This is a genomic window from Embleya sp. NPDC020886, from assembly GCF_044333915.1.
Lineage (GTDB): Bacteria > Actinomycetota > Actinomycetes > Streptomycetales > Streptomycetaceae > Embleya.
Genome location: NZ_JBIRRX010000005.1, coordinates 45,613 through 71,759 on the forward strand (window position 1 = coordinate 45,613; position 26,147 = coordinate 71,759).

The window sequence follows — 26,147 nt, forward strand, 5'->3', positions numbered from 1 at the left end:
ATGCGCGTCCCGCACCCGAGCCGTTCCTCGCTGCGCGTCCGGGTCCTGATCATCGCGATGGCGCTGGTCGCCGTCGCGCTGTTGGTCAGCCAGACGGTCGTGGTGGGGTCGCTGCGCGGCTACCTCACCGATCAGGTGGACCGGCAACTGGGCCAGGCCGCGCGCGGGATGGCGTTCCGGCTGCCGGAGACACCCGGCGAGCCGCGCGGCGGGCCGTCGGGCAATCGTGGTCGCGCGCCCGGGATCCTGCCGAGCCGCATCGTAGCCGAGTACCTGTATCCGGACGGCGGCACCCGGCAGCGGATCCGCTCGCCGGGCACCGAGGAGGAGCTGGGGCCGCGCCTGCCGAGGCTGGACATCGCGGCGGTCCTGGCCCTGAACCGGCATCCGTTCGAGACCGACTCGGTGACCGGCGACGCGCGCTGGCGGGTGCTCGCGGTGCCGATGGCGAGCGGTGAGGGCAGCGTGGTGCTGGCCCAGCCGATGGACGACGTACGCGCCACCGTGAACCGGATGCGCACGGTGTGTCTGCTGATCGGCCTGACCTGCCTGGCCGTGCTCGGCGCGGCCGGCTGGTTCGCGCTGCGCGGCGGCCTGCGCCCGCTGCGCCGGATCGAGGAGACCGCGGCGGCGATCGCGGCCGGCGACCTGTCGCATCGGGTCCCGGTACCGGCGCCGGGAACGGAGATCGGCCGGCTGTCCACGTCGATCAACGGCATGCTCGCGCAGATCGAGACCGCGTTCGCGGCCCGGGCCGAATCCGAGACCCGGATGCGCCGGTTCGTCGCCGACGCCGGTCACGAACTGCGCACCCCGTTGGCCAGCGTGCGCGGCTTCGCCGAGTTGTACCGGATGGGCGCGCTCACCGATCCGGCCGAGGTGGCCCGCACGATGCGCCGGATCGAGGACGAGGCGATCCGGATGGGCGGCCTGGTCGAGGACCTGCTGCAACTGGCCCGGCTGGACGAACAGCGCCCGCTCTGCAACGAGCCGGTGGACCTGCGCATCCTGGCCGCCGACGCGGTGCACGACATCAAGACGCTGGCCCCGGACCGCGCGGTCACCCTGATCGGCCTGGACGGCGGCGCGGCCCATCCGGTAACCGTCTCCGGCGACGAGTCGCGACTGCGCCAGGTGGTGGCCAACCTGGTCTCCAACGCACTCACGCACACCCCGGCCGGGACCGCGATCCGGATCGCGGTGGGCAGGACCCCCGCGCCGGACCCGTGCGCGGTCCTGGAAGTCGCCGACGCCGGCCCCGGACTGGCCCCGGCCGACGCACAGCGCGTCTTCGAACGCTTCTACCGCGTCGACTCCTCGCGCAGCCGCGCCGCGGGCGGCGGCTCGGGCCTGGGCCTGGCCATCGTCGCCGCCCTGGTCAACGCGCACGGCGGCCGCGTCGAGGTGCGCACGGCCCCGGGCGCGGGCGCGGTCTTTCGGGTGCTGCTGCCGGGCTGAACCCGCGAGGCAGGCCCGGCCCCGGACCCGAACGCGACGGCGGGCCGACCCGAGGCCGGCCCGCCGAGGGCACGTCGCGTTCAGCCCTGCGCGGGCATCGCCGACATGTCCATGTAGACGACCTCCCACAGGTGCCCGTCCAGGTCCTGGAAGCTGCGGCCGTACATGAACTCCTCGTCCATCGGGTCGTTCGACTTGCCGCCGCCGGCCGCGAACGCCTTCTCGACCAACGCGTCGACACCCTCGCGGCTCTCCGCGCTCAGACACACGATCGCCTCGGTGGTCCGGGTCGCGTCGGCGATCTCCTTCTTGGTGAAGGTCTTGAAGAAGGGCTCGGCGAGCACCATCAGGTGGATCGTGTCGCTGATCGCGAACGAACTCGCGTTGTCGTCACTGAACTGCGCGTTCTGCTCGAACCCGAGCGCGGTGTAGAACGCCGTCGCCTTCGCGAGGTCCTTCACCGGCAGGTTCACAAAGATCATCGTGGCCATGATGCGGTCCCATCTCGTACGTCTCGCTCCGTTGCGGGGGTAGACGGCCCCACCCGCCGAAACTCATCGCTCGCGCGCCATCGGATTCGGCCGGCCGACCTCGTGACCGGCAACCGCGGCCACGACCGGGCTCGGCGCGGGCCACGCCGTCCGCCCGCGTCCCCATACCCACCCCGAAAAGCCCCCGAACCGCCCCATCAGCCGCATTCGCCCCAGCGCGGCGGGCGGGGGTTCATGGCACCGGTTCGGATTCGCGTGCCGGTTTGCCGGCCGGCTTGGTGTCGCCGTGGCCGGGCCACCAGGCCGCGTGGCCGATCAGGGCGGTCAGGCTCGGGGTGAAGATCAGGGCCATGATGAAGGCCGCGATCGCGATACCGCTGGAGAGGGCGAAGCCCATCTGGGCGAGGGTCGAGTTGCCGGCCAGCATCAGGGTCGCGAAGGTGCCCGCCAGGATCACGCCCGCGGCGGCGATGGTGGGGCCCGAGTGCTTGACCGCGACGGCCGCCGCGTCGTGCGGGTTGTGGCCCTCGCGGGCCTCCTCACGCAGGCGCGACACCATCAGGATGTTGTAGTCGGTGCCGAGGGCGACCACGAAGAGGTACATGATCACCGGAAGCATGAACATCAGTCCGGGCTGGTCGCCGATCTGCTGGAACAGCACCGACGTGGCGCCGAGCGTCGCGCCGAACCCGAGTGCCACCGAGGCCATCAGGTACCACGGCGCGACCAGGCTGCGCAGCAACAGACCCAGGATGATCATGATGCACACCGCCGCGACCGGGAAGACCACCGAGTAGTCCCGGTCCACCGCGCGGTTGATGTCCACGTACACCGCGCTGATCCCGCCCACCAGTGCCCGGGTCCCGGCCGGCGCGGCCTCGTGCATGGTCGGGCGCAGGCGGTTCTTGATCGTCGACAGGGCCTCGTCGGTGGCGGGCGAGTCGGAGAGGATCACCGAGTACAACGCGGTCTGCCCGTCGGCGCTGAGCACCGGATCGGCCACCGACCCCACCCCGCGAACCCCCTTCAGCACCGCCTCGAACGGCGCCCGTTCCGCCGGCGTGAGCGGTCGGCCGGCGGTGGACGTCAGGTAGACCTCGGTCGGGTCGGTGGTGCCCGGCGGGAAGCCCTTCTCCAGGTTCTTCATCGCGACCACGGATTCCTTGTCCGAGGGCAACGACGAACCGGCCAGGTCGAAGTTGGCCTGGTAACCCAGTGCGCCGATCGCGAGCACACCCATCACCAGCGCGGACGACACCGCGAACAACACGGGCCGGCGGCCGATGCCGCGGCCGAGCCGGGCGAAGCCGGTGCCGTGCGGCGCCACCCGCCAGGACTTCGACGGCCAGAACACCCGGGTACCCAGCAGCGAGACCACCGCCGGCACCAGCGTCAGGCCGGCCAGCAACGTCACGAACACCGCGATCGCCAGCGCCGGGCCCATCGAGCGCAGCATGCCGAGCGTGGAGAGCGTCAGCGCGGCGAAGGCCACGATCACCGCCGCCGCCGCGGACGCGATCGCCTCGCCGACCCTGGAGACCGCGTGCACCATGCCGTTCTTGGCGTCGGAGCCCTCGCGCAACACCTCGCGGTAGCGGAACAACAGGAACAACACGTAGTCCGTACCGACACCGAACAGCACCACGGTGAGCAGTTGTTCGATCGAGCTGTCCGCCTTCATGTCGAAGACCTTGTTGGCGGAGGCGATCAGTCCCGTGGCCATCGGCGCGATCAACCCGATGATCACCACCGGCAACAACGCGATGATCGGGCTGCGGAAGATGATCAGCAGCAACAACACGATGATCACGATCGTGCCGACCGCGACCAGGGTGCCGGCGGTCTCGGACGAGTCCCGTTCGTCGAGCGCCTGCGCGGCCTGCCCGGTGATGCCGGCGGTCAGCGCGGTCCCGGCCACCTGCGCCTTGACGTCCCTGCGCATCTGCTCGACCGCGTCCTGCGGCGCCTCGTCGTTGGGATCGTTGATCTCCGGCATCGCGACCATCGCGGTCTGCACGAGCCCGTTCGGCGAGACCTGGCCCGGCGTCACCGCGAGCACGTCCTTGATCCCGCGCGCCTGCACCGACGCCGAGATCCTGGCCACCTCGGCGCTGTCCGCCGCGGTCATCGGCCGGCCGTCGGCGCGTTGGAAGACGATCACCGCGCCGATGTTCTCCTGCTGCGGGAAGTCCCGCTCGCGCAGGTCGGAGGCGCGCACCGATTCGTAGGACTTGGGCAGGAAGCTCTTCTCGTCCGTGGAGGAGGTCAGCTTCGGCGCGAGGCCGATCACCACACCCGCGGCGATCACCCAGGCCAGAATGACCCACCAGGGTCTGCGTACGACAAACCGGCCCAGGGCCGCGAACATGGGCGCCTCGCTTCGCGCTCGTGACGGATACACCTACCTCGTGTCACCGTCGGTCGCCGCAGGCGGGCGCGCCAGCGGGGTGATCCGTGCGAGTGACACCCATGACGCGACCCGACACGCCCGGCGCGGGTGACGGACGGGTCGACCCGGGAGTGACGGTGGGATGTCCGGTCGGTACGGCTTGCCTGCCGTCCGGGCATGGGTGTCGGCCGGGTCCCGGATCCGGGCCGCGAGCATGCTCGGCGGCGCCGCCGGCGGGGGCGGCGAGAGCGTCGCGCGACAGCACGGGGGATGGTCATGGTGGTGTCGAGGGTTCGCCGCGGCGCGCCGCGGGTCGCCTTCGGTCCGCACTCGGACGGCGGGCCGGCGGCGCTGCTCGCGCGGGTGGTGATCATGGCGGTCACCGGTGGGTTCTTCTTCGGCGGCTTCGTCGGTCTGGTGCAATCGACGCGGTTGTCGACCGGCGCCAAGGCGATCGCGCTGGGGCTCCTGTTCGCGCTGGTCACCCTGCATCTGCGCAATTGCGTACGCCCGGCGGACGGCTCGCGACCGGCCGGGTGGAGGTGGACGCTCGGTGTCCAGGCCGTGCTCACCTATCTGCCGATGACCTGGTTCCACGAGACCTGGTACGGCAACCCGGGCTTCCTGGCCGGCGCCGCCCTGCTCCTGCTGCGGCCGGCCCGGACGGGCTGGGTCGGGTTCCTGGCGGTGGTGGCCGCCCAGGTGCCGGTCGCGCTCGCGGTGCGGCCGACCGTGGTGGAGGCGCTGTATCTGGTGGTGGGGCAGGCCGCGCTGGTCGGTCTGGCGGTGTACGCGCCGGCCGGGCTGGCCGACCTGGTCGCCGCGCCGGCCGCGACCCGTACCGCGCTCGCCGACGCCGAGGTCGCCCGCGAACGGCTGGGCTTCGCCCGGCAACTCAGCGACGGCGTCGGGGCGAGCCTGACCCGCATCCTGGCCCGCGGCGAGGCGCTGCCGGCCGGACTGCGCGAGCACCCCGAACGCACCCGCCCGGAACTGGCCGACGCGCTGGCCGAGGCCAGGAGCGCGATGACCTCGGCCCGGGCCTTCGCGCACGCGCACAAGAGCGTCGAGAGCACCGCGCCGCCGGCGATCACCGACGAGCCGACGGCCGCGCGCGGTCGCGGTGTTGCGGGTGGTGATCCTGGTGCTGATCATCGTGCCGCTGCCGCTGCGGGTGTCGGCCGCGAGCGACTACTCCCCCGGCCGCCGGGCACTGTTCGTGCTGCTGCTGATCGCCTTCGTCGCGCTCTACATCCGCAACTGCACACCGGCGCCGGGTGGGCGACCGCGCCGGTGGCAGTGGACGTTCGCGGCGCAGATCGGGCTCGCCTACCTGCCGCTGGTGGTCTTCGACGCCCGGGTCTGGTCGGTGGGACTGTTCCTGGCCGGGCCCGCGCTGGTCCTGCTGCGTGGGCCGTGGCGGGTGCTCGCGGTGGCCGGGTTCGCGTGTCACGACCCGTACTTCGGTACCTGGAGTCCGACCGCGCTCGACCACGTCTATCACGTGGTGTGGATCCTGGAGCGCGCCGCGCTGGTGTACGGGCTGGTTCGGATGGCCGACCTGGCGCGGGCGTTGCGGGTGGCCCGGATCGAGTTGGCCGCCGCGCAGGTGGCCCGCGAGCGGCTGCGGCTGGGGCACGACCTGCACGATCTGCTCGGGTTCAGCCTGTCCGCGCTGGTGCTCAAGAGCCAGTTGGCGCTGCGCCTGGTCGACCGCGATCCGCCGGCGGCCGCGGCCCAGGTCACCGAGGGCCTGGCGTTGGCCCGACAGGCGCTGGCCGACGTGGGCACGGTCGCGGGCGGTTATCGCGGGATGTCGTTGGCGGTGGAGGCGCGGATCGCCCGGGACGTGCCGGCCGGGGCCGGGATGGTGGTGGAGGTGGCCGTCGACGTGGGCGAGTTGCCCGCGGGCGTCGACACCGTGCTGGCGACCGTGCTGCGCGAGGGCGCCACCAACGTGCTGCGGCACAGCGCGGCGAGCCGGTGCACGATCACCGCGTCGGTCGAGCCGGACGGTGCGGTCGTCCTGGTCCTGACCAACGACGGTGTGCGCGCCGACGCCGATCCCGGGCCGACCGGCGCGGGTCTGGGGTTGCGTTCGCTCGACGGGCGGCTGGCGACGCTGGGCGGAACGCTCACCGCCGACGTCGTCGGCGAGGCGTTCCGACTCTTTGCCCGGGTGCCCGATCAGGGGCGGACTGCGCCCGTGGGCGCGTGAATCCGCCCGGATACGGCCGAAACAACGGACCCGTACCGAGAGTTCGGCTGCCCGTTGTCGTCCGTCGATGGTGGGATGGGGTATCACTGCATTGGCGATCGCACGTCACACGACATGCGCACGTCGCGCCGGCGCACGCCGGGCTTCTACAGTCCTGTAGATTTACCCATCGGGCGGCCGTCGCGTGATCACCCGATCCGCCTGTACCCCGATATGCACGAGGGAAGGAAGCACTGCCATGGGAGTCAGCCTCGCCAAGGGCGGCAACGTATCCCTGTCCAAGGCCGCGCCCGGCCTCACCGCGGTCGCGGTGGGTCTCGGATGGGATGCGCGCAGCACGACCGGTGCGGACTTCGACCTCGACGCGAGCGCGCTGCTGCTCGGCAACGACGGTCGGGTGTTGTCCGATCTGCACTTCGTCTTCTACAACAACCTGACCAGCCCCGACGGCTCGGTCCAGCACACCGGCGACAACCTCACCGGTGAGGGCGAGGGCGACGACGAGACCGTCAACGTCGACCTCGCGTCCGTGCCGGCCGATGTCCAGCGGGTGGTCTTCCCGGTGTCCATCCACGACGCGGTGGCCCGGGACCAGTCCTTCGGCCAGGTGCGCAACGCGTACATCCGGGTGGTCAACCGCGCGGACAACAACGAGCTCGCGCGCTACGACCTCACCGAGGACGCGTCCACCGAGACCGCGATGGTCTTCGGTGAGCTGTACCGCAACGGCAACGAGTGGAAGTTCCGCGCGGTCGGCCAGGGTTACGCCTCGGGTCTCGCCGGCATCGCGAAGGACTTCGGCGTCAACGTCTGAGCCGATTCCCGGGTTCGCACCCGGGCGCACGACCCGCACCCGCCGTGCAGCAGGGCCGCATCGTCCTCGGTGCGGCCCTGACGTCGCATCGGGGAACGATTCGGCGCGGACGGCGGTTGATCCTGAACCAGAGCACGAAGCACGCAGCGACACGGTGGCGGCGCGACCGCCCCGTACCGAACAAGGAGTGGGCGTCATGGCCGGTCTCGACAAGCTGATCAAGAAGGCGACCGACTACGCCAAGAAGAACCCGGACAAGGTCAAGTCCATCGTGGACAAGGTGAAGAAGCAGGCGGACAAGCGCAAGGGTCACTGACCCCGACGCCACCGGGCGCGCGGCCGCCTCCCCCGCCTGCCGCTACGGGAGCGGCCCGCCGCCCGAGGGTCGACCGCCCTCGGCTGCGCCGTGCCGCGGCGGGTGCAGCCGCTCCGCCAGCGCGTCGAAGCCCGCCGCGAAGGCGCTCGTGCTCGGCGCCGGACCGGGACCGCGCAACCGCCCGGCGAGCGCCGAGCCCAACCCGGCCATCCGGGTCACCTCGTCCGCCATCGTCTCCACGTCGTCGGGCCACGGATAGTCCGGCTGCGCGAGATACAGCGCGACCAGTCCGTGCAGCGCCGCGAGCATCTGCAGGGTCAGCCGGGTCGGATCGCCGACCAGGACACCCGCGTCCAGACACGGCTGGATCGCCTCGCCGACGTAGGCCAGGCAGGCATCCGCCGCGGTCCACCCGGTCTGTCCGGCGGACCTCGGCCGCATCATCAACAGGCGGTACTGCACCGGGTGTTCGAGCCCGAAGCGAACGAAGGCGGCACCGCGGCGGCGCATCGACTGGTACGGGTCCTCGACACCGGTCCCCGCCTCGCGCATCCGCCGCCCGAGGTCCTCCCACACCGCCAGGCAGACCGCCTCGACCAGATCCTGCTTGTTCGCGAAGTGCAGGTATACCGACGGAGTCGTCACCCCCGCCCGTGCGGCCACCGCGCGCAACGTCAGCGCGGACTCGTCGCCGGCCTCGTCGAGCAGCGCGGTCGCCGCGCGCAGGATCTCGTCGCGCAGCAGCGCCCCGTCCCCGGGTCGGGCGCGGGCGCGGGCGCGGGATCGGCTGGTGGCAGACACCACCCCAGTTGACAGCCGCCGAGTTGACGTTGTCAACTTGACAACGTCAACTCAGGTGAGGGGTTCGGGATGAGCACTGCGTCGTCGACGGCGGGACCGACCGGTCTGGAGCAGCTCCAGGCACTGCGGGACCACGGCATGCCCACGGGAATCGGCCCGTTCATCGGCATGGAGCCGGAAGAGGTCGAGGACGGCCGGATCGTGTTCGGCGCGGCCGCGCGGCCCGAGTTCGCCAACCCGATCGGCACCATGCACGGTGGCATCGCGGCCACCCTGCTCGACTCGGCGATGGCCTGCGCGGTGCACACCACACTGCCGCCCGCCACCGGATACACGTCGCTGGACATCTCGGTGCGCTACCTGCGCCCGGGCCCGCTGGACGGCAGCAAGCTGCGCGCCGAGGGTCGGGTCATCCACCGGGGGCGCACCATCCGTACCGCCGAGGCCGAACTCACGGACCACCAGGGCCGATTGCTCGCCACGGCGACCACGACCTGCCTGATCATGCCGCTGGGCTGAGGCGCCGTCGCGGGCGCGGGCGGCGTATCGCCGCCGCCGTCGGGTCACCGTTCGGCGCCGATGCGCTCGACGCCCGCCGGCAGCCGCTCCGGGGTCAGGAACGCCCGCAACTCGTGCCGGAACGCCCGCGCCGCGTGGGTGAGCGCGGCGTCGCTGCGGTGCGCGAGCGCGATGGTGCGGGACAGGCCCGGCGGGGTGAGCGGCGTCGCGGTCAGGCCCGGCCGCCCGGCCAGCACCATGCTCGGCACGATGGCCGGCCCCAGGCCCACCTCGACGAACCGCAGCACCGCGTCCATCTCGCCGCCCTCGATGGCGAACTCCGGCTCGAAACCCGCCTCGTGACACGCCGTCAAGGTCGCCTCGCGCAGGTCGTAGCCGTCCCGGAACATCACCAGCCGCACCCCGCGCAGCGCCGCGATCGGCACCGTCGCACCGGCCACCGGCGGCGTACCCGCGAGCACCAGGTCCTCGCGCAGCAGCGGTTCGGTGGTCAGCGCCGCGCCCACCCCCTGCGGCGGCACCACGATCAGCGCCAGATCCAGGTCACCGCGCAGCAGCGAGCGCACCAGGTCGCGCGAGCCGTTCTCGTCGACCAGCAGCCGGATGCCGGCGTAGCGGTCCTGGAAGCTGCGCAGCACCTCGGCCAGCAGGCTCGCCGACAACGACGGCGTGGCGCCGATCCGCACCCGACCCGAGCGCAGCCCGACCAGTTCGGCCACCTCCAGGTGGGCCACGTCCACGTCGGCCAGGATCCGCCGCGCGATCGGCAACAACCGCTCCCCCGCCGGGGTCAACGCGATGTTGCCGCGCACCCGGGTGAACAGTTCGGCGCCCAACTCGTGCTCCAGGGCCCGAATCTGCTTGGACAACGACGGTTGGGCGACATGCGAGCGCGCCGCCGCCCGGGTGAAGTGCCGGGTCTCGGCGACCGCGACGAAGTAGACGAGCTGCTGAAACTGCATATCCCCAGCCTCGCATAGCCGGCAGCTATCGAAACGAGGCATTTCCGGTCTTGGACGGCATGACCTCGGTCCACCTACCGTCGAGCACATGGCGACCCTGACCCGCGCTCCCGCATCCGCCGGGCGGCGCAGGCAGGGAGCGTCGCACCGCTCGACCGTGGTGATGAAAATCGCGATGGCGCTCAGCGGTGCCGTGCTCCTTGCCTACCTGACCGCCCACATGCTGGGCAATCTGAAGATCTTCTTCGGCGAGTCGAGCTTCGACCACTACGCCCACTGGTTGCGCACCATCGGCGAACCGCTGGTTCCGCACGAGGGCACGCTGTGGATCATCCGCGCGGCGCTGACGGTGAGCGTGCTCGTGCACATGGCGATGGCGATCCTGCTCACCCGCCGCGCCCGCCGGGCCCGGCCGGTCAAGTACGTGCACCGCCCGCCGGTGCAGGGCTCGTACGCGGCCCGCACGATGCGCTGGGGCGGGGTGATCATCGCCCTGTTCGTGGTCTACCACCTGCTCGACCTGACCGTCGGGGTGGCCAACCCGGTCGGCGCCTCCGGCAAGCCGTACACGAACGTCACCGCCGACTTCGAGCACTGGTACATCACCGCGATCTACACGGTCGCGGTGGTCGCGGTCGGCTTCCACCTGCGGCACGGCGTATGGAGCATGACCCGCACGCTCGGTCGGCAACGACCGGGGACCGAGCGGCTGATCGCCTCGATCGCGACCGGCTACGCCGTACTGATGACGGTCGGATTCCTGTCCGTGCCGTTCGCCGTGACCGTCGGAATCGTGGGGTGAACGTGATGGACCCGCACACCGAGTACACCGAATACACCGAGCCCGCCGGGCACACCGAGTACGCGCGGTACACCGTCGGCGCGGAGATCGCCGACCACGCCGCCCCCGCCGGCGATCTGGCCGGGCGCTGGGAGCAGCGCCGCCTGGCCGCGCGGCTGGTCAACCCGGCGAACCGGCGCCGGCTCCCGGTGATCGTGGTCGGCACCGGCCTCGCGGGCGCCTCCGCCGCCGCCACGCTGGCCGAACTGGGCCATCCCGTCACCTCGTTCTGCTACCAGGACTCGCCGCGCCGGGCACACAGCATCGCCGCGCAGGGGGGCATCAACGCCGCCAAGAACTACCGCGGCGACGGCGACAGCGTGGCCCGGCTGTTCAAGGACACCATCAAGGGCGGCGACTTCCGCGCCCGCGAGGCCAACGTGCACCGCCTGGCCGAGGTCAGCACGCAGATCATCGACCAGTGCGTCGCGCAGGGCGTGCCGTTCGCACGCGACTACGGCGGCCTGCTGGACACGCGCTCGTTCGGCGGCGCCCAGGTCTCCCGGACCTTCTACGCGCGTGGCCAGACCGGCCAGCAACTCCTGCTCGGCGCCTACCAGGCGATGTCGCGCCAGGTCGCGGCCGGCAACGTCACCGTGCACGCGCGCACCGAGATGCTCGACCTGGTGGTGGTGGACGGGCGGGCCCGCGGCGTGGTGGTGCGCGACCTGGTCACCGGCGAGGTCTCCACCCACCTGGCCGAGGCGGTGGTGCTGGCCACCGGCGGCTACGGCAACGCCTACTTCCTGTCCACGAACGCGATGGGCTGCAACGCGAGCGCGGTGTGGCGCGCACATCGCCGCGGCGCGCTGTTCGCCAACCCGTGCTTCACCCAGATCCACCCGACCTGCATCCCGGTCTCCGGGGAGCACCAGTCCAAGCTCACCCTGATGAGCGAGTCGCTGCGCAACGACGGCCGGGTGTGGGTGCCCGCCACCGGCGGCGACACGCGCGCACCCGGCGAGATCCCGACGGCGGAGCGGGACTACTTCCTGGAGCGCATGTATCCGGCCTTCGGCAACCTGGTCCCGCGCGACATCGCCTCGCGCGCGGCCAAGCGGGTCTGCGACGAGGGGCGCGGCGTGGGGCCGGGCGGACTGGGCGTCTACCTCGACTTCGCGGACGCCATCGAGCGGTTGGGCGCGCCGGCGGTCGAGGAGAAGTACGGGAACCTCTTCGCGATGTACGAGCGGATCACCGGCGAGGACCCGTACACCGTGCCGATGCGGATCTACCCGGCGGTGCACTACACGATGGGCGGGTTGTGGGTCGACTACGACCTCCAGTCCACCATCGCGGGCCTGTTCGTGATCGGCGAGGCGAACTTCTCCGACCACGGCGCGAACCGGCTGGGCGCCTCGGCGCTCATGCAGGGGCTGGCCGACGGCTACTTCGTCCTGCCGACCACGCTCACCCACTACCTCGCCCAGGGGCCGTTCGAGCCGGTGGACGCGGACGATCCGGAGCTGGTGGCCACCGAGGCCGGTGTCCAGGACCGGGTCAAGCGGCTGCTCGCCATCGACGGCGATCTGTCCGCGGACCACTTCCACCGCGAGCTGGGGCTGCTGATGTGGGAGAAGTGCGGCATGGAGCGGGACGCGGCCGGGCTGCGCGAGGCGCTGGCCCGGATCCCGGAGCTGCGTGCGCAGTTCTGGTCGCGGTTGCGGGTGCCGGGGACCGGTGCGGGGTTGAACCAGTCGCTGGAGAAGGCCGGCCGGGTCGCCGACTTCCTCGAACTCGCCGAGCTGATGTGCCTGGACGCGCTGCACCGCGAGGAGTCCTGCGGCGGCCACTTCCGCGCCGAGCACCAAAGCGCCGGCGGCGAGGCGGCCCGGGACGACGAGGCGTTCGCCTATGTCGCCGCGTGGGAGTACACCGACGGCGCGCCGGTCCTGCACCGCGAGCAACTCACCTTCGACAACGTCACCCTGGCCACGAGGAACTACGCATGAAGCTCACCCTGCGCATCTGGCGACAGAAGGGTCCCGAGGAACGGGGCGGCATGGTCTCCTACGACGTGCCGGACGCGTCGGCGGACATGTCCTTCCTGGAGTTGCTCGACGTGCTCAACGAGCGGCTCACCGAGAGCGGCGACGAGCCGGTGGCCTTCGACCACGACTGCCGTGAGGGCATCTGCGGCGCGTGCAGCCTGGTCATCGACGGGGTGCCGCACGGGCCGCAGAAGGCCACCACGACCTGCCAGTTGCATCTTCGGCACTTCCGCGACGGGCAGACCATCGACGTCGAGCCGTGGCGCGCGGCGGCCTTCCCGGTGGTCAAGGACCTGGTGGTGGACCGCTCGGGCCTGGACCGGATCATCGAGGCGGGCGGCTATGTGACCGCGCCCACCGGGTCGGCGCCCGAGGCGCACGCCACCCCGATCCCCAAGGCCGACGCGGACGCCGCGTTCGAGGCCGCGACCTGCATCGGCTGCGGTGCGTGCGTGGCGGCCTGCCCGAACGGCTCGGCGATGTTGTTCACCGCCGCCAAGGCCACCCACCTGGGCCTGTTGCCCCAGGGCGCGGTGGAGCAGGACACCCGCGTCGACGCGATGATCCACGCCCACGACGAAGCGGACTTCGGCGGCTGCACCAACACCGGCGAATGCACCGCGGTGTGCCCCAAGGGCATCCCCCTGGGCGTGATCGGCCGGTTCAACGGCGACGTCCTGACCTCGCTGTGGCGCTCCCGGTGAGGTGCTCGTCGCCGCGATGCTCGTCGCCGCATGGCGCTGCATGGCCTTCGCCCGACGGGCGGGTGGCCTCAGGCGCCGGCCGGGCTATTCGGCCTCAAGCGCCGGCCGGGCTGAGTTGGCCTCAAACGCCGGCCGGGCTGGGTGACCGGGCCGCTCGGCCGGGCAACTTGGCCGGGCGGCAACTTGGGCGGGTTGGGTGGCCGGGCCGGGTGGCCGGGCTGCTTGGCCCGGCAAGGTAGCCGGGTTGGGTGGCCGGGCTGCTCAGCCGGGCCGGGTGGCCGGGCTGGGTGACGGGGCTGGGTGGCCGGGCTGCTTGGCCCGGCAAGGTAGCCGGGCTGGGTGACCGGGCTGCTCAGCCGGGCTGGGTGGCCGGGCTGGGTGGCCGGGCCGGGTGGCCGGGCTGCTTGGCCGCGTTGGGTGACCGGGATGGGTGGCTGTGTTGGGTGGCGGGTTGGGGGCCGTTGGGCGGTGGGGTCAGGGGGAGGTGATGGGGGCGCCGCCGCGGTCGCGCAAGGGGTAGTCCTGGGCCGCTTCGAGGTGGCTTACCGACTCGCGGTAGACCTCGGTCTCGTCGCCGGCCTCGATCAACGCGATCAACCGCTCGTGATCCCGCAAACCCGCGCGTCGAACCCGCTCCCCCGTATCGGCCAGTGCCTCCTGGGCCCACTCCCGCTCCTGCTGCGCCCACAACACCTCGACCGCACCGAGCAGGATCTTCATCGTCTCGTTGCCGCACAACAACACCAGCGCCTCGTGGAAGTCGCGCCCGGCCCGGATGTAGGCCGGCCCGTCCTCGACCGCGAGTTCCATCCGCGCGTGCACCTCCCGCAACCACGGCACCACCTCCGTGGCCCGGTCCGCACGTGCCGCGCACAACGCGGCGCAGACCGGTTCCAACCGGCGCAGCGCCTGCGCGAGGTCGTCCAGCCGGACCTGACGCGCGTGCATCACCATGCCGAACATGTGTGCCGCGTCCGCGGGTTGCGGGACGTGTACCACCGCACCGCCGGTGTTGCCGCGTTTGACGGTGATCAGACCCTCGGTCTCCAGGATCCGAAACGCCTGCCGCAGCGTGGTGCGGCCGACACCGAACTCGGCGATCAGGTCGTCCTGCTTGGGCAACATGTCGCCGTCGCGCAGCGGGCCGTCCAGGATCCGGCGGCGCAGCCGGCGGGCGAGTTCGTCCGCGATGCCGGCGTTGCGCAGGGATCGTTCGGTGCCGGCGCGGACCGGTTGCGCCGCCGCGTTCACGCCGGTACCGCCGCGGCGAGTTCGGCGACCTCGGCGACCTGGGTCGCGGTCAGTTCCACGACCGCGGCGGCGTTGGCCGAGACCTGCTCGGGTCGGGTCGCGCCGACCAGGACCGAGGACACCTCGGGCTGCGCGGCAAGCCAGGACAGCGCGAGTTGCAGCAGGGTCAGCTCCCGGCTCTCGGCGTAGGCGGCGAGCCGCTCGACGATGGCGAAGTTGTCGTCGGTGGCCACCCCCTCGGCGAAGAACGGGACGGCCGCGAACCGGCTGTCCCGGGGGAACTCCTCGCCGCGCCGATACTTGCCGCTGAGCAGGCCGGAGGCGAGCGGGAAGTATGGGACGACACCGACGCCGAAGTGTCGGGCGGCGGGCACCATGTCCCGCTCGACGGTGCGATTCAGCAGGCTCCACTCGATCTGCGCGGCGACGAAGCGGGTCGAGCCCGCCAGGTGCGCGGCGTCGGCGAGTTGCCACGCGGCCAGGTTGGACGCGGCCACATAGCGCACCTTGCCCGCCCGAACCAGGTCGTCGAGCGCGGCCAGGGTCTCCTCGATCGGGGTGTCCGGGTCGGCGTAATGCTGGTAGTACAGGTCGATGTGGTCGGTGCCCAGGCGCCGGAGGCTGCCTTCGCAGCTCCGCACGATGTGCCGTCGCGAGGAGCCGCGGCCGTACGGCCCCTCGGCCACCTTGGCGCCGAACTTGGTCGCCACGACCACGTCCTCGCGGCGGTGGCCCAGTGCCTTGCCCAGCAGCACCTCGGATTTCCCGCCACCGTACATGTCGGCGGTATCGAACAGGGTCACGCCCGCGTCGAGCGCGGCGCCGACCACCTTGTCGGCGCCGTCCTGGTCGATCCGCATCCCGAAGTTGTTGCAGCCGAGGCCGATCGCGGAGACCTTCAGACCCGACTTGCCCACGGTGGTGTAGCGCACGCTCAGCTCCCGTCGTCTTGTTCGCCCATCATAGCCATGATAGCTATGACACATCGCCCTGACACTTCGTCAGCCGTGCTGCGATCGCGACATCACCACGAGGGTAGGCACTCATGCGCAAGATCCCATACGCCGGCAGCGTGCACGATCAGAGCGAGATCGACGCGATGTTGGCGGTGTTGAACGGGCCGCCCTCGGCGATGGGCATCGGGCGCAACGTGGCGGCCATGGAAACGCGCGTCGCGCAATTGTTCGGCAAGCGCAACGGCCTGATGTGCAACTCGGGTTCCTCGGCGCTCTACCTCGCGATCGAATTGTTGCGACTGTCCCCCGGCGACGAGATCATCACCTCCACGCTGACCTTCTCCACGGACATCGCCCCGATGGTCAAGGCCGGCCTGGTACCGGTGCTCGCGGATGTCGAACCGGACACCTACCAGATCGACCCGGCCCGGATCGAGGCCCTGATCGGCCCGCGCACCCGGGCCATCCTGACCCCCAACCTCGCGGGCAACGCCCCCGACTGGGACACCATCCGCGCGATCGCGGACCGGCACGACCTCCGGGTGATCGAGGACTCCTGCGACGCGCTCGGCGCCACCTTGCGCGGGACGCCGACGGGCACCCGCGCGGACATCTCGGTGACCAGTTTCGCGATGTCGCACATCATCACCTGCGCGGGCAACGGCGGCATGGTGCTCACCGACGACGAGGACCTGCGCGACCGGGGCCTGATGTTGCGCCGTTGGGGCCGGCGCAGCGAGTTGCAGTTGTTCGGCTCCAAGCGCGGCAACCGCGACTTCTTCGAGGAGATCGACGGCGTGCTGTACGACAACCTGTTCATCTTCGACGAGATCGGCTGGAACTTCGAGCCCTCGGAGCTGGGCGCCGCCTTCGGCCTGGCCCAACTCGCCAAGCTGCCCCGGTTCCTGGCCACCCGCCAGGAGCACTTCGCGGCGCACCACGCCTACTTCGACGCACGTCCCGAGTTCACCGCGCCGCGGCAGACCGAGGGCCTGGAGACGGGTTGGCTCAACTTCCCCATCCTGTTGAACGAGGGGTTGTCCTTCACCCGCGGCGAGATGCAGGCGTGGCTGGAGGAACGCGGGGTGTCCACCCGCACCGTGTGGTCGGGCAACATCCTGCGCCAGCCGGGCTTCAAGGACATCGCGCACCGGGCCGACCCGGCCGGCTACCCGAACGCCGACCGGGTGATGGAGCACGCGCTGATCGTGCCGATGAACCACCGGATGGACGCCGAGGACCTGGCCTACATCCACGAGCAGGTGGACGCGTTCCTGGCGAGCCGCTGAGCGCGGATGCCGCACTCCCCGGAGGGGAGTAATTGCGTTGCGGATATCACTCCAGGCAATAGATTCATCAAAGATATTCCGCATATCAACTACTAGCTATGATAGGAGCATGCAAACTCCCCCGAGAGCCGCATCCCCCGTCCCTTCGATGATCAGCGCCTTCGACGATCCACGGATCACCGCCATGGGACTGCTCGTGGAGGTCTACACGGGCCTGATGGACCGACTCGCTCCGCAGTTGGGCGAGCACGGACTGTCCACGGTGGACTTCAACGTGCTGGTCCGGTTGTCCCGCTCGGCCGAGCAACGCCTGCGGATGAGCGATCTCGCCGCCCAGACATCGTTGTCCACATCCGGCGTGACCCGGGTGGTGGATCGCCTGGAAAAGGAAGGACTGGTCGCCCGGGAGAACTGTCCCACCGACCGACGGGCACTGTTCGCCGTGCTCACCCGCGACGGCGCGGACCGGATCGGCGGCGTGCTGCCCGGCCATGTCGAACTGCTGCAGACCTGGTTGGTCGATCCGCTGACCGAGGGCCAGCTCGCCGGACTGCTGGACGGCCTGAGGGTGGTGCGCGACACCGCCAATCCGGGTGCCCGGGCGGGCATCACGTCCTGACACCGCGGCCGAACGATCGACTCGACACGCTCGAGCCCGTGGCCGCGGGGGTCACGGGAAACGCGTAGACGAGACCCCGAACAACCCACTCGCTGACGGAGGAAGCCGTCAGGCAGCAAACCCCGGGAGAACGGTCCGGCCCAGCCGCCGAGCGGTTGGGCCGGACGGTTCGATCCCCGGGCGCGGTGCTCAGCCGTCGCCGCGCAACTCCCTGGCCGCCTCGGACAGGTCCTTGGCGGTGTCGATCGCCCGCCAGTAGGCACCCTGCGGAATCGGGAACCCGGCCAGCCGCTGGGTCCGGGCGAGCCCGGGGAACGTGGTGCGCTCGTGGTCGCCGACATCCGGCAGCAGCGCGGTGAACTCGGGCGCGAACACGTACACGCCCGCGTTGATCAGATACGGCGAGGGCGGCGCCTCGATGAAGTCCAGGACATGGCCGTACTTGTCCGTCTCCACCACTCCCCACGGAATCCGGGGCCGGGCCAGCGCGAGCGTGGCCAGCGCGGTGCGCTCGTGGTGGAAGGCCGCCATCTCGGTGAGCGAGAACCGGGTCCAGATGTCGCCGTTGGTGGCGTACCACGGCTCGTCCGGGCGCGGCAGCGCGGCGGCGGCGAACTTCAACCCGCCGCCCCGGCCCAGCGGTTCGGTCTCCACGACGGTCTCCACGCGGACCGGCAGATCGGCGCTCTTGAGCCAGTCCTGGAGCACCTCCGCGAGGTGCCCGCAGGAGACCACGACATCGCGCACGCCCTCGGCGGCCAGCCAGCGAAGCTGGTGTCCGATGATCGGCGTGCCGGTGCCGGGGATCTCCACCATCGGCTTGGGTCGATCGTCGGTGTAGGGGCGCAGCCGGGAACCCTGCCCGCCGGCGAGGATCACGGCCTGGGTCACCGCGCGAGCCCCGGGGTGGGTGGTTGAGTGTGGTGCGGAAGTCATGGGCGCATTATCGCGCCCTCGCATCCCCCTCGACTTGCAAGGGAGGTACCACTCGTTCGGGAACGCCTCGGGCCCTAGGTTCATCTCATGGACGACTGCACTTCGAACACCGGGGGGAACACCACAGTGCGCATCAGGAATGTCCGTAGGGGTGTGACGGCCGTGCTCGTCGCACTGGCCGTGGGCGGCGCCGCCGCCGGCTGTGGCAACGACGACAGGTCGCCGCTGGACACCGTTCGCGCGTTGGAGAGCGGCCGCAAGGCGCCCACCGGCGAGCCGACCGGCACACCGCCGCCCAAGCCGCCGCGCCGCAGCACCGCGCCGCCCACCGACACGCCCTCGTCCACCACCGCCCCGCCGAGCGCCTCGTCGAGCGCCTCCTCGACCGGCACCTCGGCACCGGCGACCGGGCCCACCGGGCCCTATCTGGAGGACCCCTGTCGCTTCCTCACCCCCGCGCAGGTGGCCACGGCCCTCGGACTGCCGGTGGTCGAGGCCGAAGTGACCAAACGATCGAGCAGTTCGTTCTGCCATTACCGGGACTCCCGCGGGTTGTCCATGATGACCGTGATGACGTCCACCAGTAATCCCCGGTACAGCACCGCCGAGCAGGCCGCCAAGGGCACCATCAGCGCGAGCGACAACCCGGTGACCCTGCCGGCGGTCGGCGACGCGGCCTTCACCTATCGCGGCTCGATCTCCAACGGCGTGGTCTGGAGCAAGCAACTCGGCGACACCTATCTGGACGTGGACGTGTATGTCAGCCGCACCGACAAGGACGTGCCACCCGACGTCCTGGCCGGCATCGCCCGAACGATGGTCGGCCGGCTGTGACCGCGCGCGTCGGGCCCGCCGCCACCCTGGTGGGGGTGGTGGGTCTGGCGTGCCTGCTGGGTGGTTGCGACGACTCGGACCCGCCGCCGCGACGCGCGGCCGTCTCCGCCCCCGCGCCCGGCGACAACGCGGGCGCGCCACCGCGGCCCACCCCCTCCCCGATCGGCAACAGCACGTCGCCCGCCGACAGTTGCGACCTGCTCTCGCCCACCCGGGTCGAGGAGGTGCTCGCGCTCGGCCCGGTGCACACCGGGCCCGCGAACGCCGGGCGCACGTGCGAGTACCTCGACTCCGGGGGCCGGCGCGTACTGACCGTCACCGTGGGGCAGTTGCCGCAGGCGATGGTGGGCGGACCGCTGGACACCGCGCGCGCGACCGCCACCGGTCCCGGCCCGTACGAGCCGCTGCCCGGGATCTCGGACGCGGCGGTGATCTACCGCGATCCCGCCCGCGGCGACGGCCTCGCCTTCGCCCGGGCCCGCGGCGAACTGGTCACCTCGGTGGACATCACCGTCCCGGTCGTCGATCGCGAACGGCTGATCGCACTGGCCCGCACCGCGGCCGCGGCACTGGACGCGCCCGGCTGAGTGGGCCGGTTCGGGGTAGGCACCGGCAACCTGGTGCCCGAGACGTCGTCCCCGGCGCGTAGGGTCCGGGGTCAGGGCGGCGCCTGCCGCGGCCGGGAGGAGGGCTCACCCATGACGGATCGGGACCCGCACGCCGTCGTGCTGCTCACGAACCGCATCAGCTCGCGAATCAGCACGAGCGGCGGACCGGCCCTACCCCTGCGCGACGCGTTGCGCGTGTACACCGAGCACGTCGACACCGGTGTCGCGGCCCGCTACGCGACGGTGGTGACCGACCTCGCGGACGCCGACGTGGCCCTGCTGCGCCTGCCCGAGGACCATCGCGGCGCCGAATTGGAACGCATCGTGGACATCGCCGCGTCGGTGCCCACGGTCGCGGTGATCGACCTTTTCCGGCCGGCCGCGGTGGCCGATCTGGTCGGCTACTGCGCCGCGTTGCTGGGCACCCGGGGGGCCGACGACGAGGGGGTGCTCGACGTCGTGTTCGGCCGCTACGCGCCCGCCGGCCGACTCGCCAGCGACCTGCCGGCCGACGCCGAACCGCTCTTCGAAACCGGACACGGCCTCTCCTACTGACTCCGACTGTCGATAAATTGACGGCCCGTCAGTGAGTTTTCCGGGTGATGTTCAACACGTCCACGGCGCCCTTCGCGTCGCCGATGGTGGCGAAGTCGACCGCGACGAAGTTCACCTGGGCGCCGCGTTCGCGTTCGCATCGGCGGGCCCGATCCAGCAGGAACGGCCGCGAGTTGACCTGGCCAGCGTCGATTCGGCTGCCGCCGGTGGAGGTGACGAAGTTGTTCAACAGGAACAGCCGCTTGTCCACGTCGCCGCGATTGGGCGCGCAGTTCATCTCGGCCGGGCTGGCGTAGGCGTACGGCGTCTCCATCCCGTACTTGTAGAAGTTGCGGTACCACGGGACGGGGCCGTCGGCGCGTTCGGCGAAGACCACCAGGCGACGGTTGCGCTCGATCATCGAACCGAGCGTGGGCCACGGCTCGTTCGGGTCGGCCGCCGGCGTGAACAGCAGTCGCTCCAGGCCCGCTTCGCGAAACGCCCATTCGGTCTGCTGCGCGGTGATCGCGTCCTGCACGATCAAGGTGACCACCTCGTGCGGATTGCGGTCCATCCACTGGCCCACCGCGCGCAGCGTCTCCACCATCGGCAACGCACCGCCCCGACACACCGAGTGGCACAACCACAGCCCGGGGCGGGCCGGCGCGACGTCGTTGACCACGCCGGCGACGATCTTGCGCGACTCGGGGTCCAGATCCGACTCGGCGAGCCGGCCGGCCACCTCCTCTGGCGCCTCCCACGTGTACGAGTCCACCAGCAGGCCGCGCACGCCGGCGTCCAACTGGGTGACGATGTCCGCGTCCTGGAGCGGGCTGAGGAATCGGGCCGCGGTGGAGGACATCGAGTTGTGCGTGGCCAGATAGGCGACCTGGTCGTAGCGCCGGTTGCACAGCTCGGTCATCCCGTTGCAGCGTTTGGCGTCGGAGCCGGAGCCGGAGGTGGGCACCGGCACGAAGATGGTCAGCGCGATCGCCCCGGCCGCGACCACCGCGGCGCCCGAGGTGAGCACCTGCCGGGTGGTGTGCCGCACCGGCGCGGCCCGCCGGTGCTTGTGCTTGTCCCACAGCACGATCGCACCGAAGGTCACCCCGCCGAACACCAGCGGCACCGCCGCCGCGGCCAGCCAGACCCCGACGATGTCGCGTGCCGCGGCCTCCTGGATGTCGCCGGTCAGCCGGACCACCGAGGGCGCCCAGCCGTCCCGGTTCTCCGAGACCACGTGCGGCAGCAGGCCCCACGCGACCAGGCAGCCCAGCCCGGCGAGCAGCCCGCCGCCCGCGAGCGCCAACGCGGGCAGCCGCAGCCGGGCCGCACCGCGCGCCGACCCGGTCCGCCACAGCACCACCAGGCCCAGCAGCGCGGTCACGCTCGCCGCGGTGAGCAGCCGGCCCAGGCCGAACACCGTCATCGCGCGCAGTTGTTCGAGCTGCCCCAGCTTGAGCCGGGTGTCCCGGTCGGCCTGGCTCGCCCGCAGGTCCAGGGTCAGGTCCCAGGTGCCACCACCCGAGAGTCCGGTCAGGCCGAGCTGCGCCTGCCGGACCTTCTCCCCGAAGATCGCCGGGACGACGGCCACGAGCACCCCGCCGAGGTCGTCGGCGCGCAGCGAGGCGACCACCTGGCCGCGGATCGGCGCACGCGCCTCCACCGGCAGCCGGGCCAGGATCAGATCGGCCACCTCGGGGGCCGCGGCCGGGTCCAGGTTCAGCGCCGGCAGGGCCTGCGGCGGGCGGCCCTGGGCGAGCGCGTCCAGCGCCTTGGACACACCGTCCACCAGGGCCGGCGCGTTGTCCTCGGTCACCCGGGGCACGTCGCCGGTGAGGTCGCCGACGAAGACGTCGGCGACCTTGCCCAGGTTGTTGATCACCGGCTTGAGGTCGACGGTCAGCCGCAGTTCGCGTTCGTCGCCGCGCAGGTAGCCGACGGTGTGCCCGACCTGTTCGCGCACCATCCCGCGCAGCGTGGACGGCGGCAGCACCAGGCGCAGGTTGGCGGTGACCTGGTTGGGCGGTATCGGCAGCCGGCCCAGCAGGTCGTTGGTGACGCCGGCCAGACGGGGGTCGACCAGCACCTCGTCGTAGAGCCGGTCGTAGGCGTGCTCGCGTTCGAGCACGCCGTCGTACCAGTCGCCGGAGAGCACGGTGGCCCGCGCGACCGCGAGTCCGGTGACCACGGTGATCGACAACACGACGAGAGCCGTCGTCAGGGCCCGCAGGACGCGGCGCCACGGTCGCCACGCCTCGCGGATCCTGAGTCGGCGGGACACCTTGCCCACCACGATCGGTCCGGTCATCCGCACAGAATAGGAAACCATCACCAATCCGACGAAACCCATGATCGGGACGTTCCCGACCGGCAGGGCCCTTGCCTGCCCGCACGCGGTGATCGGAAACGTCCACCGGTCACCGCCAGTGTGCGCCTCTCAGGCGCGGTTGGGGCGCAGCGTCCAGGTGACGGTCATCTCCGCGGTGGTGGTGCCCGCTTCGTCACGAATCGTGATCGCGACCACGAATTCCGGGCGCTTGCCGGCGTCCAGTTCGGCGACCACCTCGGCGGCGGGGCGGCCCAGCCTGGCCTCGGCCAGCACCGGGCCGCGCGCCACCTTGAGGTAGCGGATGCCGGCATCCACCGCGAGCGGCGTCGCGCGCGTGAGTTGATCGCCGAACGCGGCGAGCACGATCGCCCCGGAGGCGGACTCGGCGAGGGTGAACATGGCGCCCGCGTGCGGGCCGCCGATGTGGTTGTGATGCGCGGACTCGTCCGGCAGGCGCAGCACGGCGCGATCGGCCGCGAGCTCCACGAACTCCAGGCCGAGCGTGCGCACGAAGGGCACCGAGGCACGCAGGCCCTCGGCGACGGCGTCGAAGTCGGTCGTCGATTCAGTCATGGTCGCGATGCTACCGGCAGGTAACTTCGTCCGGGGCGGCACCTCGCCGGCATTTCCTTCACCCGGTGAATATGTTTGACTGAGTCACATGAAATACGTGCGCATCGAGCGACCCGAACCCCACATCGCGATCGTCCGGCTGGATCGGCCGGACCGGCTCAACGCGCTCTCCGCGACCATGGTGAGCGACCTGAAGACGGCCTTCGCCGGCCTGCACCGCGAACGCGGGCTGCGCGCGCTCGTGCTGACCGGCGAGGGTCGCGGGTTCTGCTCCGGCGCCGACCTCTCCGGCGACCCGGACCACGCGCCCGACGCCGAGGGCCGCGGCCCGGTCGGGCACGTCTACCGCTCGCAGGAACACCTGTCCGAGCTGATCCTGGCCGTCCACGAATGCGAGAAGCCGGTGATCGCCGCCGTGCACGGCGCGGCCGTCGGCGGCGGCCTGGCCCTGGCGCTGGCCTGCGACCTGCGCGTCGCGGACGAGAGCAGCCGGTTCGGCTCGGTGTTCATCAAGGTCGGCCTGTCCTCCGCCGACGTGGGCACCAGCTACCTGCTGCCGCGCCTGGTCGGCCCCACCCGCGCCGCCGAACTGATGCTCACCGGGCGACACTTCGACGCCGCCGAAGCCGACGCCTACGGCCTGCTCAACGCCCGCGTGCCGGCCGGCGAACACCTGCCCGCGGCACTGGACCTGGCCCGCGGCATCGCGGCCAACAGCGAATACGGCGTGTGGATGACCAAGAAGGGCCTGTGGTCCGGGATCGGCGCGACCTCGCTGCGCCAACAAATCGAACTGGAGAACCGCACCCAGGTGCTCGGCACCTTCACCGGCAACATGAGCGAGGCCGCCGCCGCCTTCCGCGAGCGCCGGCCCCCGATCTGGCAGGACATGTAGCGCGCCGAAGGGGACTCAGTCGCCCACCGGACGCCCGGGCAACGCCCAGCGGAACGGCCGCCCGGCCGCCGCCGCGTGCTCGCCCGGATTCGCCGCGAGCCGGACCTCCTCGATCGCGTCGCCGCGCGCGTTCCGGCCCAAAACCCGGGTCAGGTAGCCCGCGGTCGCCAACTCGTCCAGATAGCCCGTGATCGACTCGACGCTCTCCCCCGGACGGGTGGCCAACACCCGCGGATCCGGGAGGGCGCCGTCCGGTAACAACAGCAGATACACCGCGAGGCCGCGCGCCGACACACTCAGCCGGGCGTCCTTGAAGAGGGCGTCGTGGGACCCCAGCCCCGACCCGCCGGCCCCGCCCCAGATCCGCCTCATGACTTCAGTCTCGAACACGACCGCACCCGACAGGGCAAACCGCACAACCCCTACACAAACGAGTGACCAATCGTTTGCCCGGACGCCCACAGTGCGGACGCGAGCACGGTCGGACACCGACGACCCGCCGGTTTGCCGACCGGGGCCCTCGAACAGGCGCCCCATCGGCTGCGGAGTTCCGAGAACTGTGAGGCTTCGATGCGTACCACCCCCGCGCCGGGCCTGGACCAGGACACCCTCGCCGCCCGCCACCCGGGGCTGATCACCGCCGCGTTCAACGCCTGGGGTCCCGGGCCGTGGGTGAACCGGCGCGGCTTCGACAGCCTGGTCCAGGCCGCCTGCGGCATCGCCCGGATCGAGGCGAGCGACCGGCCGGAGCCGGGCGCGCTGCCGACCCAGGCACTGGACCGGGCCACCGGGTATCTGCTCGCGGCGGCCGTACTGCGCGCCCTGACGCTGCGCCTGGCCGACCGCCGGGGCAGTCGGATCGACCCGGCGCCGGCCCGGACCGCCCACTGGGCGATCGGTGCCCACGCGCCCGGCGAGGTCGAGGAAGCCCCGCCGTACGACCCGGCCCCGTATCCGGCCACCACCGACACGGCCCTCGGCCCGCTCACCCACGCGCTGCCGCCGTTCGCACTGCCCGGGCTGCCCACGGCATGGCGTCGGCCGCCCACCCGTGGGGCCACGACGCACCCGCGTGGCTCCCCGCCTGATCCCGCGCGCGAGCCCGCCCGATCCATCGGTCCGGCGGCGCGGGCGAACCTCCCGACCCACCGTCAACTTGCGTACCGACAACCGGACTTGATTGACGAATGCGCAGGTCGCGCCGGTCTTGATGTCGGTGCCGGATGAGATGCTGGACGCATGGGTTGAGCGCCACCGCGGCCGACCCGCCGCGGCTCGACGCAGAGGAGGATCCCTCGATGACCACTGTCAACACCATGATCCGGCTGACCCCTGTGAAACCCGCGACCGTGCGCCGGGCCCTGACCCGGATCGACACCAAGACCGTGCGCACCCACCCGGACGGCGTGCGCGACGGCGCCCCCGGCATTTCGCTGCGCACCCTGGCCACCCTCCAGCGCGGCCGACTGGTCCGGCTCGGCGCCGAAGTGCCGCTGCGCGGGCGCAACATGGGCATCACCCGGGCCGGCCGTCAGGCGCTGATCGCGCGCGGCGGGCATCGCAAGGGCGCGTGGGCGCAGTTGTTGCGCCGGGAACTGACCTGGACCACCGCGGGCGGCGCGGTGCTGACCATCGCCGACATGCATCCCTACCACTGCGCGAACGCGGCGGCCTGGCTGCAGCGCAACGCGTCCGCGATCCGGGCCGACGCCGAGCCGCGCCGACGCGGCGACGCGGTCGCCTGGATCGACGAGACACCGCTGATGCGCGCACTGGTCGCCGCGGTCGCGGACACCCTGCCGTAGCGCGCGTCGAG

Annotated in this window: 26 protein-coding genes and 1 pseudogene; 17 read left to right on the top strand and 10 right to left on the bottom strand. The window is 71.7% G+C overall.

Annotated elements, in window-relative coordinates:
* A complete protein-coding gene (locus ACH4U8_RS19450) occupies positions 1–1,458 on the top strand; it encodes an ATP-binding protein (protein ID WP_360306007.1) in 1,458 nt (485 codons plus the stop codon).
* Positions 1,459–1,538: 80 nt separating this feature from the next.
* Here ACH4U8_RS19450 and ACH4U8_RS19455 read toward each other — a convergent pair whose 3' ends face one another.
* Entirely contained in the window at positions 1,539–1,949 is a 411-nt protein-coding gene (locus ACH4U8_RS19455) for a VOC family protein (protein ID WP_360306009.1), read from the bottom strand.
* A 232-nt stretch (positions 1,950–2,181) separates the two neighbouring features.
* A complete protein-coding gene (locus ACH4U8_RS19460; protein ID WP_395778966.1) occupies positions 2,182–4,317 on the bottom strand; it encodes an MMPL family transporter in 2,136 nt (711 codons plus the stop codon).
* Between the two features lie 603 nt (positions 4,318–4,920).
* On the opposite strand from ACH4U8_RS19460, the pseudogene ACH4U8_RS19465 reads away from it, so the two are divergent.
* The 4 genes and pseudogenes from ACH4U8_RS19465 to ACH4U8_RS19480 all read left to right on the top strand — a co-directional run.
* Positions 4,921–5,337: pseudogene (locus tag ACH4U8_RS19465) on the top strand (hypothetical protein); the annotation flags it as partial.
* Between the two features lie 133 nt (positions 5,338–5,470).
* Positions 5,471–6,556, top strand: a complete 1,086-nt coding sequence (locus ACH4U8_RS19470) for a sensor histidine kinase (protein WP_395778968.1) — start codon at positions 5,471–5,473, stop codon at positions 6,554–6,556.
* Positions 6,557–6,794: 238 nt separating this feature from the next.
* Positions 6,795–7,370 carry a TerD family protein gene (locus ACH4U8_RS19475; protein ID WP_020548622.1) on the top strand — a complete coding sequence of 192 codons (576 nt, stop codon included), beginning with the start codon at positions 6,795–6,797 and terminating at the stop codon, positions 7,368–7,370.
* Between the two features lie 196 nt (positions 7,371–7,566).
* Positions 7,567–7,686 (top strand): Rv0909 family putative TA system antitoxin, encoded by a 120-nt coding sequence (locus ACH4U8_RS19480; protein ID WP_379989414.1) that lies wholly within the window; start codon positions 7,567–7,569, stop codon positions 7,684–7,686.
* Positions 7,687–7,728: 42 nt separating this feature from the next.
* On the opposite strand, the gene ACH4U8_RS19485 is transcribed toward ACH4U8_RS19480, so the two are convergent.
* Complete coding sequence (locus ACH4U8_RS19485; RefSeq protein WP_395778970.1) at positions 7,729–8,487, bottom strand: TetR/AcrR family transcriptional regulator; 759 nt, start codon at positions 8,485–8,487, stop codon at positions 7,729–7,731.
* A gap of 69 nt (positions 8,488–8,556) precedes the next feature.
* Here ACH4U8_RS19485 and ACH4U8_RS19490 point away from each other — a divergent pair, with 69 nt between their 5' ends.
* Entirely contained in the window at positions 8,557–9,006 is a 450-nt protein-coding gene (locus ACH4U8_RS19490) for a PaaI family thioesterase (protein ID WP_360306019.1), read from the top strand.
* Positions 9,007–9,050: 44 nt separating this feature from the next.
* On the opposite strand, the gene ACH4U8_RS19495 is transcribed toward ACH4U8_RS19490, so the two are convergent.
* A complete protein-coding gene (locus tag ACH4U8_RS19495; RefSeq protein ID WP_395778972.1) occupies positions 9,051–9,968 on the bottom strand; it encodes a LysR family transcriptional regulator in 918 nt (305 codons plus the stop codon).
* An 88-nt stretch (positions 9,969–10,056) separates the two neighbouring features.
* On the opposite strand from ACH4U8_RS19495, the gene ACH4U8_RS19500 reads away from it, so the two are divergent.
* Genes ACH4U8_RS19500 through ACH4U8_RS19510 form a run of 3 tightly spaced genes read left to right on the top strand, consistent with a single transcriptional unit; the run spans position 10,057 to position 13,504 of the window.
* Complete coding sequence (locus ACH4U8_RS19500; RefSeq protein ID WP_360306023.1) at positions 10,057–10,770, top strand: succinate dehydrogenase cytochrome b subunit; 714 nt, start codon at positions 10,057–10,059, stop codon at positions 10,768–10,770.
* Between the two features lie 5 nt (positions 10,771–10,775).
* The gene (locus ACH4U8_RS19505) at positions 10,776–12,761 is read left to right on the top strand and encodes a fumarate reductase/succinate dehydrogenase flavoprotein subunit (protein WP_360306025.1); all 1,986 of its coding nucleotides are present in this window, start codon (positions 10,776–10,778) and stop codon (positions 12,759–12,761) included.
* A complete protein-coding gene (locus ACH4U8_RS19510; RefSeq protein ID WP_395778974.1) occupies positions 12,758–13,504 on the top strand; it encodes a succinate dehydrogenase/fumarate reductase iron-sulfur subunit in 747 nt (248 codons plus the stop codon). Before ACH4U8_RS19505 ends, ACH4U8_RS19510 begins: the two co-directional genes overlap by 4 nt.
* A gap of 474 nt (positions 13,505–13,978) precedes the next feature.
* On the opposite strand, the gene ACH4U8_RS19515 is transcribed toward ACH4U8_RS19510, so the two are convergent.
* Both ACH4U8_RS19515 and ACH4U8_RS19520 read right to left on the bottom strand, forming a co-directional pair.
* Positions 13,979–14,755 carry a GntR family transcriptional regulator gene (locus ACH4U8_RS19515; RefSeq protein WP_360306029.1) on the bottom strand — a complete coding sequence of 259 codons (777 nt, stop codon included), beginning with the start codon at positions 14,753–14,755 and terminating at the stop codon, positions 13,979–13,981.
* The gene (locus ACH4U8_RS19520) at positions 14,752–15,687 is read right to left on the bottom strand and encodes an aldo/keto reductase (RefSeq protein ID WP_360306031.1); all 936 of its coding nucleotides are present in this window, start codon (positions 15,685–15,687) and stop codon (positions 14,752–14,754) included. The genes ACH4U8_RS19515 and ACH4U8_RS19520 overlap by 4 nt, the downstream gene beginning before the upstream one ends.
* A gap of 113 nt (positions 15,688–15,800) precedes the next feature.
* Between ACH4U8_RS19520 and ACH4U8_RS19525 the strand changes: the two genes are divergently transcribed.
* Together ACH4U8_RS19525 and ACH4U8_RS19530 are read left to right on the top strand one after the other, a co-directional pair.
* Positions 15,801–17,000, top strand: coding sequence for a DegT/DnrJ/EryC1/StrS family aminotransferase (locus tag ACH4U8_RS19525; protein WP_395778976.1), 1,200 nt, complete (start codon positions 15,801–15,803; stop codon positions 16,998–17,000).
* Positions 17,001–17,148: 148 nt separating this feature from the next.
* The gene (locus ACH4U8_RS19530) at positions 17,149–17,619 is read left to right on the top strand and encodes a MarR family transcriptional regulator (protein WP_360306035.1); all 471 of its coding nucleotides are present in this window, start codon (positions 17,149–17,151) and stop codon (positions 17,617–17,619) included.
* A gap of 189 nt (positions 17,620–17,808) precedes the next feature.
* On the opposite strand, the gene ACH4U8_RS19535 is transcribed toward ACH4U8_RS19530, so the two are convergent.
* Complete coding sequence (locus tag ACH4U8_RS19535) at positions 17,809–18,555, bottom strand: NDP-sugar synthase (protein ID WP_395778978.1); 747 nt, start codon at positions 18,553–18,555, stop codon at positions 17,809–17,811.
* A 153-nt stretch (positions 18,556–18,708) separates the two neighbouring features.
* Here ACH4U8_RS19535 and ACH4U8_RS19540 point away from each other — a divergent pair, with 153 nt between their 5' ends.
* The 3 genes from ACH4U8_RS19540 (at position 18,709) to ACH4U8_RS19550 (ending at position 20,552) form a co-directional block, all read left to right on the top strand.
* Positions 18,709–19,389 carry a DUF3558 family protein gene (locus ACH4U8_RS19540; RefSeq protein ID WP_395778980.1) on the top strand — a complete coding sequence of 227 codons (681 nt, stop codon included), beginning with the start codon at positions 18,709–18,711 and terminating at the stop codon, positions 19,387–19,389.
* Complete coding sequence (locus ACH4U8_RS19545) at positions 19,386–19,976, top strand: DUF3558 family protein (RefSeq protein ID WP_360306041.1); 591 nt, start codon at positions 19,386–19,388, stop codon at positions 19,974–19,976. Before ACH4U8_RS19540 ends, ACH4U8_RS19545 begins: the two co-directional genes overlap by 4 nt.
* Before the next feature lie 111 nt (positions 19,977–20,087).
* Positions 20,088–20,552, top strand: coding sequence for a hypothetical protein (locus tag ACH4U8_RS19550; protein WP_360306043.1), 465 nt, complete (start codon positions 20,088–20,090; stop codon positions 20,550–20,552).
* A 28-nt stretch (positions 20,553–20,580) separates the two neighbouring features.
* On the opposite strand, the gene ACH4U8_RS19555 is transcribed toward ACH4U8_RS19550, so the two are convergent.
* Positions 20,581–22,842 carry a hypothetical protein gene (locus tag ACH4U8_RS19555; protein WP_360306045.1) on the bottom strand — a complete coding sequence of 754 codons (2,262 nt, stop codon included), beginning with the start codon at positions 22,840–22,842 and terminating at the stop codon, positions 20,581–20,583.
* 129 nt (positions 22,843–22,971) lie between these two features.
* The gene (locus tag ACH4U8_RS19560) at positions 22,972–23,436 is read right to left on the bottom strand and encodes a DUF4442 domain-containing protein (protein ID WP_395778982.1); all 465 of its coding nucleotides are present in this window, start codon (positions 23,434–23,436) and stop codon (positions 22,972–22,974) included.
* An 88-nt stretch (positions 23,437–23,524) separates the two neighbouring features.
* On the opposite strand from ACH4U8_RS19560, the gene ACH4U8_RS19565 reads away from it, so the two are divergent.
* On the top strand, positions 23,525–24,331 hold the full coding sequence (locus tag ACH4U8_RS19565; protein ID WP_360306049.1) for an enoyl-CoA hydratase-related protein: 807 nt from the start codon (positions 23,525–23,527) through the stop codon (positions 24,329–24,331).
* A gap of 15 nt (positions 24,332–24,346) precedes the next feature.
* On the opposite strand, the gene ACH4U8_RS19570 is transcribed toward ACH4U8_RS19565, so the two are convergent.
* Positions 24,347–24,703, bottom strand: coding sequence for a hypothetical protein (locus ACH4U8_RS19570; protein WP_395778984.1), 357 nt, complete (start codon positions 24,701–24,703; stop codon positions 24,347–24,349).
* A 198-nt stretch (positions 24,704–24,901) separates the two neighbouring features.
* Here ACH4U8_RS19570 and ACH4U8_RS19575 point away from each other — a divergent pair, with 198 nt between their 5' ends.
* On the top strand, positions 24,902–25,558 hold the full coding sequence (locus ACH4U8_RS19575; RefSeq protein WP_395778986.1) for a CoA transferase: 657 nt from the start codon (positions 24,902–24,904) through the stop codon (positions 25,556–25,558).
* 71 nt (positions 25,559–25,629) lie between these two features.
* Complete coding sequence (locus ACH4U8_RS19580; protein WP_360306055.1) at positions 25,630–26,136, top strand: hypothetical protein; 507 nt, start codon at positions 25,630–25,632, stop codon at positions 26,134–26,136.
* The last annotated feature ends 11 nt before the right edge of the window (positions 26,137–26,147 follow it).